Source organism: Aphanizomenon sp. CS-733/32 (assembly GCF_028330045.1).
Classification (GTDB): Bacteria; Cyanobacteriota; Cyanobacteriia; order Cyanobacteriales; family Nostocaceae; genus Dolichospermum; species Dolichospermum gracile.
Genome location: NZ_JAQMSE010000114.1, coordinates 1 through 11,160, shown reverse-complemented (window position 1 = coordinate 11,160; position 11,160 = coordinate 1). Strand labels below are relative to the sequence as shown.

The window sequence follows — 11,160 nt, the reverse complement described above, 5'->3', positions numbered from 1 at the left end:
TATAATAACATAAAATCAATATTTTGTTCGTTTCGTCGCTGTAGCCTTCTTTGTTTTCGCTACGCTCAAATACAATTTGGGCTACGCAACTCAACTCACGCGCATTCATCCCACGCTCCTAAGAGTGAGACGTGGGGCTTTTGCTGATTAAGCTAAAAAGTCTACATCGCTATCTGAACTAGCTTCATCCCGCGCCACTGAACCAAACAAATTAAGGGATTTTACTCCCAGTCCCTGCAACTTTTCTCTATGTGCAGCTAAAGTTGCCAGTACCTCATCTTGTTTCATGCTTTATTTTCCTAAACCAATTCTATATTAAGATAGTACCCGGATTTCTCACAAGCGAAAAAAATCATTCATAAAGAGTAAAACAAAGGCAGTTTATTTGATACATAAACCTGGTAGTAGGCATTGCAACAATGTTAGGATATTGAACATGGGCTGTTTGTGGCTTTCGAGTTGTTTTTTTGGAAGATTATAACTCTACTACATCAGCCCTCTCTTCATACTCTTTTTTTGACCAAGGTATTGTTAAAAGTAAAACCATTTAGCACTGCTAAACCCCTACAAATCTGGGGTTTTCGTGATTTTACAAAAGTCCATGTCACAACCGTTTTGAGTATAACCGCGAATTTTATTCGCCAGGACTTCTCCTTCTACATTTCCCCCCCCAGGTACTACATGAGAGAAAAAATTGACGCTTTAACACAGAATTTGGCTCGTACCATTGTTGGTAAACATGAAGCTATACGCTTAGTGATAGTAGCTTTACTAGGTGGTGGTCATGCTTTACTAGAAGATGTCCCCGGTGTCGGTAAAACCCTTTTAGCCAAGTCTCTAGCTCGTTCTGTAGATGGTAAGTTTCAACGGTTACAATGTACCCCTGACTTACTCCCTACAGATATCACCGGTACAAATATTTGGAATCCTAAAACTGGGGAATTTACATTTCTACAAGGTCCTGTATTTGCTAACGTCCTCCTGGCGGACGAAATTAACCGCGCTACACCACGTACCCAGTCGGCTTTACTGGAAGTTATGGAAGAACATCAGGTAACGGTTGATGGTGTTTCTCGTCTAGTTCCGCAGCCATTCTTTGTAATTGCTACCCAAAACCCCATTGAGTACCAAGGGACGTTTCCCCTCCCAGAAGCGCAAATGGACCGATTTATGCTGTCTTTAAGTTTGGGTTATCCTTCGGAATCTGAGGAAATGCAAATGTTGGAAAATTTGCAAGCAGGTTTCAAGGTTGCTAATTTACAGCCTTGTATTACTTTAGAAGAAGTCCAAGCATTACGCCAAGCTTGTTCCCAAGTTAAGGTAGAAGTATCTTTGCAACAATACATTTTGGAATTGGTGCGGACTACTAGACAGGATGAAGAAATCACTCTTGGTGTTAGTCCTCGTGGTACTGTCGCTTTACAAAAAGCCGCTCAAGCTTTGGCTTTTATTTTAGGTAGGGAATATGCTCTTCCTGATGATGTTAAGTTTCTTGCACCGCACGTTCTTTGTCATCGTCTGATTCCTAGAGGGGGACGCAATGCAAAAACTATAGTTGAACGATTATTACGATCTGTGCCTATTCCTTAATATAAAATATTATGGGGGGTACAAGGTACAACCTCCCAAAAACCTATAGGGATAAGGGGTAAAGTCTTTAAATAATTTGAATCCCAAACTGATGAGAAACCTTGAAAGTTTTGAAGATGTTATTTTTGATAGCGGTATGAACCGTATGGGTGAGCAAGGATGGGAATTAATGTCTGCAAGGAGAGCTTTAACTTGATTTTATTAGGCTTTGTTATTATTCCTGTTGGTGCATATATAAATATTTATCAAAAAGAAGAGATCATCCTCCTAACCTTTCTGAATTAGACCGGGCGTTGCTGAATTGAGGTATGAAATTGAAAAATCAAAAAAATGAAACTCTTACTCTCTGCGACTGGAGTGCCTCTGCGTGTTCGCGCAGCGTGCCGTAGGCATAATAAAATCATACTTTTACTCAGCAACACCGAAAAGGTTAATTTGATTATGGCACAGATACAGAAAACTCGATGTACTGCTGTTACAGATTCAATAGTGAGATTGATGTTATTTTATTTTTGTACAAACTCTTTTATCCCCATCACCATACAAACTATGACACTCAATTTGTATTTACTGCGACATGGCGAAACTACTTTTAGTCAAAGTGGTAATTTCTGTGGTGAAACTGATGCAGATTTGACACCCGCAGGGATGGAAATGGCATCTAGTTTTGCTGATGTTTATCAAAAATTGCACTGGTCAGCGGTTTATGTTAGTCCGATGAAACGCGCCCTTGGAACCGCCAAGCCATTTTGTGATGCTACTGGTATGGAGATGCAGGTGCGGGAAGGACTCAGGGAAGGTAGTTATGGACAATGGGAAACTAAGAGTAAATCTTTTGCTCAAGAAAATTATGCAGAAAACTATGTAAAATGGTTGACAGAACCCGCTTGGAATGCACCCATTGGTGGAGAAACTGCGGTAGAGATTGCTAACCGTTCTATGCCTGTAATTGCGGAAATTCAAGAAAAACATCCCCAAGGTAATGTTTTAGTCGTTTCCCATAAAGCCACGATTCGGATTATGCTTTGCAGTTTACTGGGGATTGATTTGGGACGCTATCGTTATCGGGTCAATATTTTGGTGGCATCAGTAAGTATGGTTAAATTTGATGTGAATGGTCCTTTGTTGGAAATATTAGGCGATCGCCATCATCTACCAGATCATATTCGCTCTCGTCCAGGAACATAATATAGCAGGAGTCAGGAGTCACTGAGTAACGAAAACCAACACTTACAGCAATTCATATTACCATTAAACCTACTTTTAATCCTAAAGACTCTAGCAATATTCGTAAAAGATTAAATTCAATTTCACCTGTTTCTTGAAGTTTTTGTTCAAATTTTATCAGAATTTTCTGAACATCTTCAGACAATAAATTTACCCTTCCTCTTGCTTCAATTACATTAAAGAAGGCTTGTTTAATCTAAGAAATAGCAGCAGCTTCAGCGCGGTAAATGGTGGTTACCATCGGGTAGTTCGGTGACTTTTGCACCCATTTTATTGAGTTGTTATGTCATCACGGTAATGCGATCGCTCTCCATTGGATGCTAAGATTTTCGTATTAACAACAAGTTCTCACATATTCTTGAAAAACTGGAGACAATTTAAACAGAATTTTATCTTCTTTGATTTTCGTGATTAAATACCGTTGTTGTAAAGACTGTAAACCATTATTAAAATCAACTGATGATAAATTTAAACTTTGTCTTAATTCTTCTCTGGAAATAGGGTTTTCAAATTTACTTAGTTCTAATACGATTTGTTGTTCTTGGGGTGATAGGTTGTGAAATGTCTCTTGAAAATGAGACTGCATTTGATTGGTAATATGTAAAGTATTTTCCGCTAAAAAATCAGCAATTTGACCATCATAATTTTTATTGATTAATATACTAATACTTTTTAAATAAAACAAATTACCTTGATATAAATTGATTAATGTTAACCAACTATCCTCATTTTTTAATCCGGTATTGTTGAGAATTTCTGGACTATCTAAACCGGATAATTCTAAAAATTTAATAGGATATAATTCTTCATCTAAACATTCCATTTCTGGACATTGTTCTTGACTAATTAAGATGAAACTACTTTGATGGTGCGTTTCTATAATCATTTTGAATAAGGTTTGATAATCTTGATATTCTGGTTGATATTTACCTGCGAATTGATGAGGAATAAAGATATTTTGTAAATCATCAAGAATGATTAAACATTTTTTATTTGTGAGAAGATCAAATAATTGCTTTAATTTATCATTTATTGTTGGTAATGAGTCTAATTTGTGATGTTTTAGTAAATCATCAAGTAATAAATCTAGAGATTGAGGAGATTTTAAACTTCTCCAAACTATAGCATCAAACTTTTGTTGATGTAAGTCTATAAATCTTTTAATAAGTGTGGTTTTACCAATACCGGATAATCCTAAGATTGAGATTAAATGAGCATTTTGATTTAATATCCAATGGAAAAGGGTTTGTAGTTCTGTTTCTCTATTATGAAAGTTGATGATTTGGGGTGCTAAGGTTAAATCATGATTATTTGATTTAGGTTGAGTATTTATATTAGTTTCTTGAGTTTCTTTATTAGGATGATTTAAGGTTTGTGGATGATAAAAATTATTATTATTTCCATGTATATGATAAACATTTAGAGAATGTGGAGATGATTTAATATATATTCTTTCTAATGTAGAACGGAAATTAGTTTTTTTAATATCTTCATTTAATGCTTGGGACAAAAGTTGCCATAATTCAGCACCTATATCTCCTACATGATTTTTAGTAACATTAAATTCTTGTGCAATATCATCATAGGTGCGTCTTTCCCATGTTCCCTGAACTACAGCAGCTTGAACGTCGTCTAAATGCTTTCCAGTTTTTTCAAAGACTATCTTATCAACAAATGTTACAACTTCGTTTACATTCATACAAGCTATACATTGTAAAGGTTGTAATCATTATAGATGAATATTGTTCAATTTTTTCCTATCTTTTCAGGTTTTTTGCTTAGTATTTTGTAATAAAACAACCGTATAAATCCGTTTATATCAGAATGATTAAAATACTGATATTTTGGCATACTTAGACTGAGTTAAGACTTAAACTCATACAACCAGATAAATTGAGTGTTTCAATAAAATCAAGTACAAGAGGTTAAAAATCAATATGGGAGATCATATATTAGATACAACTTTAATGTTAAAAGTTTTATCAAGGCTTGCACCTCAACAAGTCTGGACTTCAGATTGGCTACAAGCTAATGTTCGCAGGAAACTAGATAAGAGAATGATTCTCGGTCAATACATTATTGAGTACAAAGGACAACCAGGTGGTTACAAGGCACAACATACATGGAGAATATATACTGATAATGATAGAGAAAAAATTAGGTTAGATGAGGCTGTAAAGTCTAAAACTCCAGGTTTAATTCCTACTCAACAACCACAATATCAATCTTCTGAATCTACGGATGAAGCTTTTACTTGGAATGGTTTGCAATTACGTTCTCCTGCTGAACAGAAAATTGCTGAAGAACTAGAGAAAAGAAAAATTTTATTTTTTGCAAATGCTAGATGCCGAATTACAACTAGGATTGGAATAACAGAGACTAAAGAAGCTGATTTCTTGATTTATTATAAAGGTAATTCACGAATACTAGAAGTTGATGGACAAGAATATCATCAGTCAGCCGCAAAAGATCATCAAAGAGATCGACTTTTTGAAAGAAATGGTATTAGTTGTACACGATTTACAGCAAATGAATGTTTAAATGATCCCGCTAACGTTATTGATGAATTTTTGGAATTATTTGATGTCACTCAATTTCCTTCTGAGGTTTATGAGAATGAAAATATTAAAACAAGGGTAAGTGCAGAAGAAAAAACAACAACAATAGATATTAATGTAAATCAAAAAACTGCACCATCTCGGCGACCTGTGAAAATTGTACCAGATCCAGATGTTATTCCCTTTTAGCAAGTAGATTGGGTTGAGGAAACGAAATCCAAGATTCAGAATCTATAGTTAAAGGAGTATCTTTTAAACATCCTGATGTTTCCTCAAAAAAATTAGCAGGCCAACCTTTTCCTTTGGGTTTATTTTCCTGTGGAAAATCATCACTAGGTTTTAAAATAATAGTAATAGTTAAATCAGCATTAACCATATTTACAGGAATATCTAAATGTAATATTCCATCTTCACCAACATGAGAATTTAAAGTTATTGTTTCCATAGCAATTAGATGGAGTGATTCTTACTAAGATATATCTAAATTATACATCAGATATTTAAAATTGCCAAATTGAACATACTGGTTATCAATTATAGTGAAAGAAAGTGTCATAAAAATGACAACCTGACTTATTCAAATTATCAGTTAAGCAGAAAAAGCAAAAACATCAATCTCAATTTTTCTCTGAGATTTTTGATTACTATTCAACATTAAACGAATATTTTCAGCAGTTTCACTACTAAAGGTTATTTCTCCACAACGAGAACAAACCTTTGCTGGAATACCTTCAACTAAAATCAGTTTACCTTCGATTTCAAAAGTTTCATTAACTAATTCTTCAGTAAATTTATCACCAACCGCAATTATGACAACTTAACATTATAACCTCCTTTGAGAATAATTGATCTATTCGGTTTGATTAGGCTCATATAAACTAATAATAGTTAAAATATCAGATTCTCGTCTTGATACCTGTAAATGTAAAGGACGATTTTCATCTTAATATGAGTTATTAAAACGATACAATAGTATTACTTTCCTACTGTTACAGTCAGTTTATCCAACTCTAAAATTTCAGTCTTAAATTGTTCCAATAATTGAAAAAATAAATCACAAGCTAATTTTTCATCTTCTACTTGAGACAAAATAATACTTTCCCAACCTTCAGTAGAATTAATTTGATATTTCCCTTGTATCCATTTCTGAAATTGAGCAAATTGTTTTTCTTGTTGTGTTAGTTGTAACCCTAACTCACCTCTGGACATACTATAACCAATCAATAACATTTTTAACCGAGTTATAGATACTTTTCCTAAATACATTCCTGGACGTTGTTTAATTCTGGTTAATAAATCATACAGATATTCTTGACTATTTTTATTACCATTAGCGATAGTTATATCTAACATAATTTTCTCCTGAATATTGATTAAAAGTTTTCTTCAATGACTATTAACTCTTGTCCTAAATGAATTTTACCAAAAAGTTGAAAATTAGCTAACCATTCTATTTTTGCTATTCCTTGAGGATGATGATTATCAAAAACAATTTCCATCTCATCTATTATAACTACCACTCCTTCATGATATCCTGTTTCTGAAATGGCATCACCTCCAATACTATCATCATAAAGAAAACAATTACGATAATCTAAATCAGCTTGTGTATTAATTGTAATTAGTTTGCCTTGGATTCCTAGCAGTTGTAAATAGTTTTTTATAGCTAAAGCACATTGAACGCATTGTAAATTAGGATAACTGTCAGCGATTTCTGCTAAATCTTGTTTTTGTTTTAGTGTTAAATACTTCATTCATTTTTAAATCTACCACTTAATTTCTCCTTTTGCCAATCTATCTTCATAATCTTCTAAATTAGAAAGATAATCATTAAAATCAGATTGAGCTATTTCTAAAGATTCTCCGCCATCTGGATATAGTTTTTCATAACCATTAAATAATTTTCTTTTAGCTAATTGCTCAAATAATAAATACTTTTCTGCACTAGAAAGAGACTCTATTGATTCCACAATTTTATTGATAGTTTGATTCATAAAACATCTCCTATTGTTTATGGTATTGATATTATATCACAAACCACTTAACCTATCTCATAATGAATTTCCTTTTTGTAATTCCGTAATAAAAAACTGAGTATCAGAGCGAATATTTCGATACTTTTTGGCTAAATATTTTAAATTCTTCTGATATTCAGGAGTTAAATCAACATTAATTAAGAAAGGCTAATTCTGCATCAATTCCTTCCCACATTTTTTCTAAAGGTATTCTTTTTCCTGCTTTCGCTTCTTGTAATGCTGTTTTTAAACTTGCTTTAATTTCCATAACGGAGGTATCATCAGGATAAGATTCAGTTTCATCTGATACAAGAATAATGACTCTGACTTGTTTAAGTGGATGAATTATTCTAGTTAATAACTCATAGAGATATTCTTGACTATTTTGATTACCATTCGTGATAGTTACATTTACCATAATTTTCTCCTGAATATTGATTAAAAGTTTTCTTCAATGACTCATTCAAGTTATCAGTTAAGCAGAAAAAGCAAAAACATCAATCTCAATTTTTCTCTGAGATTTTTGATTACTATTGAACATTAAACGAATATTTTCAGCAGTTTCACTACTAAAGTTTATTTCTCCACAACGATAACAAACCTTAGCTGGAATACCCTCAAATAAAATTAGTTTACCTTCGATTTCAAAAGTTTCATTAACTAATTCTTCAGTAAATTTATCTGAACCACAATTATGACAGCTTAACATCATAACCTCTTGTTTATCTTACGGAAATAATCCCAAACGAATCCATAATTGTCTTGCTATCACTTGTGATTGACTATTTAGTTCTAAACATTTTACAGTTACTCTACCAATAGATGTTATACCTATAATCAAACCAGTTTCAGAATTAACCTGAAAATGCTCTTCCCATAGGTCTTCTCTAGGATTAAAAAGACGAACTTCAATATTAGATTCAGGATCTATTTCACTAATACGAGAACCTTTACGAAGATTACAAGAACGACAAGAAAGAGCTAGATTAATTTCAGCATTAGTACCTCCGCGAGAAGTAGGAACTATGTGTTCAACTTCAAAGGGAAAATTAAATACTAATTCCGGTGCATGACAATATTCACAACGATGAATGGCGCGATCTGCTACAAGATGATAAAATTGATTCATTGACTCCATTGTTGTGCTAAGGATGCGGTTCTAGCAGTAGCAGCATTGAGTTCAAGATTAACAAGATTATCTAACTCAATTTGTATTTCTGGCGGAAGTTTCCGTTCTTGATCTCGTGCTATTCTCCAGATAGTCATTAGTTCGGATAAACGTTGTTGTTGATCTTCAGTGAAGAATTGATCGGGATGAAAATTATCAATAATTAATAATGCCCGAAATTCAACTTCACCTAACTGTGTAGTCAAAGCATCTAAAGCTTGACCGGCAGTTTTGCCAACAGACTGTTTATCTCCAGCAATGGCACGATAAGACCTTTCACCACTGGCATTTGATATAGGTAAAATGGCAACTGTAGTCATAATGCTGATTAAGAATATTTGTTGTTTATCAATTATACCCCAGTTCTCTATTCCCTGTCCCTAAAAATTATTGACAAATTTCCCGTAGTGTGTTTGTGAAGTTGGGATAAGAAATAGCAGCAGCTTCGGCGCGGTGAATAGTAGTTGTACCAGTAGCGTTAAGGGCGGCGATCGCTAAACTCATGGCAATGCGATGATCTGTATGGCTATCTACTTCCGCACCGACTAAGGGAGTACCACCGGTAATTTCCATCCCGTCGGGTAGTTCGGTGATTTTTGCCCCCATTTTATTGAGTTGTTGTGCCATTACGGTAATGCGATCGCTCTCTTTGACTCTTAACTCCTCCGCATCCCGGATAATTGTTGTCCCCTCAGCAAAAGCCGCCGCCACTGCCAAAATAGGAATTTCATCAATTAATCTGGGAATGATATCACCGGCAATCGTACAGCTTTTTAAACCACCGGAACGGACACGGAGATCAGCCACAGGTTCTCCCGCTACTTCCCGCTGGTTCTCTAGTTGAATATTTGCCCCCATTAATTCCAAAGCTTCTAAAATCCCCGTGCGGGTAGGATTCACACCGACATTTTCGACTACCAAATCTGAACCGGGAACGATCGCCCCCGCAACTAACCAAAAAGCCGCTGAACTGATATCACCAGGAACAATTACGGTTTGTCCGTAGAGTTTCGCCCCACCAGTAATGGTAACGCTGTTAGTGTCCGAATTTACAGTTAATTCTGCGCCAAAAGCCCTTAACATTCGTTCACTATGATCCCGTGATAAAGCGGGTTCGGTGACGGTGGTTTTTCCCTCGGTGTTTAAACCCGCGAGAAGGATACAGGATTTAACTTGCGCCGAAGCGATGGGAGAATGATAATGTATCGGTTGCAGGGCTTGTCCTTGAATGGCTAGAGGTGCTAGAGTATTAGCCTTACGTCCCCAAATTTGCGCCCCCATTTGTTGCAAAGGTTTGACGACACGGGACATAGGACGCGATCGCAAAGAACCATCACCTGTCACCGTGAAAAATCGCCCTGGATGGGATGCTAACAACCCCAACATCAACCGCATCGTTGTTCCAGAATTACCAGCGTCCAAGACATCTACAGGCTCTTGAAAGTTGCCTAAACCGATGCCTTTAACTTTCACCAATTCTGTATTTAATTCCGAAATTTCCGCCCCTAGCGCCCGAAAACAGGCAGCAGTGCTACGGGGGTCTTCACCTAACAGCAGTCCTTGAATCTGAGTTTCCCCTTGTGCGATCGCCCCCAGCATCAAAGCGCGATGGGAAATAGACTTATCACCAGGAACTCGGATACGTCCCTGCAAAGACAATCCAGCCGCAGGGCGCTGAATAATTAAGTGATCCGAAGAGTTTGCTTGAGTTTCTAAAGTAATAACAATAGCCGACATTAGGATACAATGACTTTTGAATAGAATAAAAGCTAAACAGCGACTTGTTTATCACTATTCACTTCCAATTTAGTATCCTACCGCTTTTTGGCAACTATAATCTTTCTTCTGGTAGATAACAGGTGACAGATAATACCATATTGAATTGTCTAGATTAACAAATCAAAATATTTGCTGACGATGAACCAGGTTTTACTATTTATTAGACATCTTGCTTGAATGTCTTGTTTTTTGTTGCTTCCACCAAAAACGTCAGCCGTAACGTTAAATAGTAGGCAGAATCAGCAATTTAGAAAATCGCTCAACTTTTATTCTTTATTTGTAACCCCTCACACTCTCATGCTAACTCACCACCGCAAACCCGTATGTTTATCAATGATTTCCACGGACTTACCGATTTGGTCTGTGGTTGACACTGCTGGCACTTTAATTCAAAAGGATACAGATAAATTTCATTTACTATTAACTGCACCACCTCTGATTAGTTGTGAGGTAGGCAGTTATTTCAATCACGAAGATACAATTCACCCAACTAAAAACAATTTTTCTCCTCCTAGCAGTCCCAGAATTTTATGGCTAGAAATTTCATCTCGGCGGTTAATTATGACAATGCAAGGTAATGCACAAGTCAGTTACCGTCACTTTTGGGAGTTAGGTGTATATGGCATTAGTCGTTTTTGGTTGCCAAATGAATCATTACAACCCCATCAACCTATCCGTTTGCGTAATTTTACCAAAACTTTCACTCTCAGTGGACATCCTTTTCCAGAACATCTCCGTTTAGAATACGAATTCTGGACAGGAAAAGTGCAATTGGGTTGTTATATTCTCAATTTAGAAATTCAGCATTGAAGGGAACAGGGGG

Annotated in this window: 16 protein-coding genes; 4 read left to right on the top strand and 12 right to left on the bottom strand. The window is 35.5% G+C overall.

Annotated features, from left to right (window positions below):
- Positions 1–147: 147 nt before the first annotated feature.
- Positions 148–288, bottom strand: coding sequence for a nucleotidyltransferase family protein (locus PN471_RS08785; RefSeq protein ID WP_271776521.1), 141 nt, complete (start codon positions 286–288; stop codon positions 148–150).
- 393 nt (positions 289–681) lie between these two features.
- Here PN471_RS08785 and PN471_RS08780 point away from each other — a divergent pair, with 393 nt between their 5' ends.
- Both PN471_RS08780 and PN471_RS08775 read left to right on the top strand, forming a co-directional pair.
- Positions 682–1,590, top strand: coding sequence for an AAA family ATPase (locus PN471_RS08780; protein WP_271776520.1), 909 nt, complete (start codon positions 682–684; stop codon positions 1,588–1,590).
- Positions 1,591–2,139: 549 nt separating this feature from the next.
- Positions 2,140–2,778 carry a histidine phosphatase family protein gene (locus PN471_RS08775; protein WP_193895822.1) on the top strand — a complete coding sequence of 213 codons (639 nt, stop codon included), beginning with the start codon at positions 2,140–2,142 and terminating at the stop codon, positions 2,776–2,778.
- A 373-nt stretch (positions 2,779–3,151) separates the two neighbouring features.
- Here the strand turns inward: PN471_RS08775 and PN471_RS08770 are convergent, their stop codons facing one another.
- Complete coding sequence (locus tag PN471_RS08770; protein WP_271776519.1) at positions 3,152–4,516, bottom strand: ATP-binding protein; 1,365 nt, start codon at positions 4,514–4,516, stop codon at positions 3,152–3,154.
- 238 nt (positions 4,517–4,754) lie between these two features.
- Here PN471_RS08770 and PN471_RS08765 point away from each other — a divergent pair, with 238 nt between their 5' ends.
- A complete protein-coding gene (locus PN471_RS08765; RefSeq protein ID WP_271776518.1) occupies positions 4,755–5,564 on the top strand; it encodes a DUF559 domain-containing protein in 810 nt (269 codons plus the stop codon).
- Here PN471_RS08765 and PN471_RS08760 read toward each other — a convergent pair.
- The 10 genes from PN471_RS08760 to aroA form a co-directional block, all read right to left on the bottom strand.
- Positions 5,551–5,820 carry a hypothetical protein gene (locus PN471_RS08760; protein ID WP_271776517.1) on the bottom strand — a complete coding sequence of 90 codons (270 nt, stop codon included), beginning with the start codon at positions 5,818–5,820 and terminating at the stop codon, positions 5,551–5,553. The genes PN471_RS08765 and PN471_RS08760 overlap by 14 nt on opposite strands.
- 144 nt (positions 5,821–5,964) lie before the next feature.
- Entirely contained in the window at positions 5,965–6,117 is a 153-nt protein-coding gene (locus PN471_RS08755) for a YgiT-type zinc finger protein (RefSeq protein WP_271776522.1), read from the bottom strand.
- Positions 6,118–6,350: 233 nt separating this feature from the next.
- The gene (locus PN471_RS08750) at positions 6,351–6,728 is read right to left on the bottom strand and encodes a hypothetical protein (RefSeq protein WP_271776516.1); all 378 of its coding nucleotides are present in this window, start codon (positions 6,726–6,728) and stop codon (positions 6,351–6,353) included.
- Between the two features lie 20 nt (positions 6,729–6,748).
- Positions 6,749–7,129, bottom strand: a complete 381-nt coding sequence (locus tag PN471_RS08745) for a papain fold toxin domain-containing protein (protein ID WP_271776515.1) — start codon at positions 7,127–7,129, stop codon at positions 6,749–6,751.
- 12 nt (positions 7,130–7,141) lie between these two features.
- Entirely contained in the window at positions 7,142–7,369 is a 228-nt protein-coding gene (locus PN471_RS08740; protein WP_271776514.1) for a hypothetical protein, read from the bottom strand.
- A 175-nt stretch (positions 7,370–7,544) separates the two neighbouring features.
- On the bottom strand, positions 7,545–7,808 hold the full coding sequence (locus tag PN471_RS08735) for a type II toxin-antitoxin system RelN family antitoxin (RefSeq protein WP_271776513.1): 264 nt from the start codon (positions 7,806–7,808) through the stop codon (positions 7,545–7,547).
- A 57-nt stretch (positions 7,809–7,865) separates the two neighbouring features.
- Entirely contained in the window at positions 7,866–8,102 is a 237-nt protein-coding gene (locus tag PN471_RS08730; protein WP_271776512.1) for a YgiT-type zinc finger protein, read from the bottom strand.
- A 15-nt stretch (positions 8,103–8,117) separates the two neighbouring features.
- Complete coding sequence (locus PN471_RS08725) at positions 8,118–8,519, bottom strand: HNH endonuclease (RefSeq protein ID WP_271776511.1); 402 nt, start codon at positions 8,517–8,519, stop codon at positions 8,118–8,120.
- Complete coding sequence (locus PN471_RS08720) at positions 8,516–8,878, bottom strand: hypothetical protein (RefSeq protein WP_271776510.1); 363 nt, start codon at positions 8,876–8,878, stop codon at positions 8,516–8,518. The genes PN471_RS08725 and PN471_RS08720 overlap by 4 nt, the downstream gene beginning before the upstream one ends.
- 67 nt (positions 8,879–8,945) lie before the next feature.
- Complete coding sequence (gene aroA, locus PN471_RS08715; protein ID WP_271776509.1) at positions 8,946–10,295, bottom strand: 3-phosphoshikimate 1-carboxyvinyltransferase; 1,350 nt, start codon at positions 10,293–10,295, stop codon at positions 8,946–8,948.
- A gap of 339 nt (positions 10,296–10,634) precedes the next feature.
- Between aroA and PN471_RS08710 the strand changes: the two genes are divergently transcribed.
- Positions 10,635–11,147 carry a hypothetical protein gene (locus PN471_RS08710; protein ID WP_271776508.1) on the top strand — a complete coding sequence of 171 codons (513 nt, stop codon included), beginning with the start codon at positions 10,635–10,637 and terminating at the stop codon, positions 11,145–11,147.
- Positions 11,148–11,160: the final 13 nt, after the last annotated feature.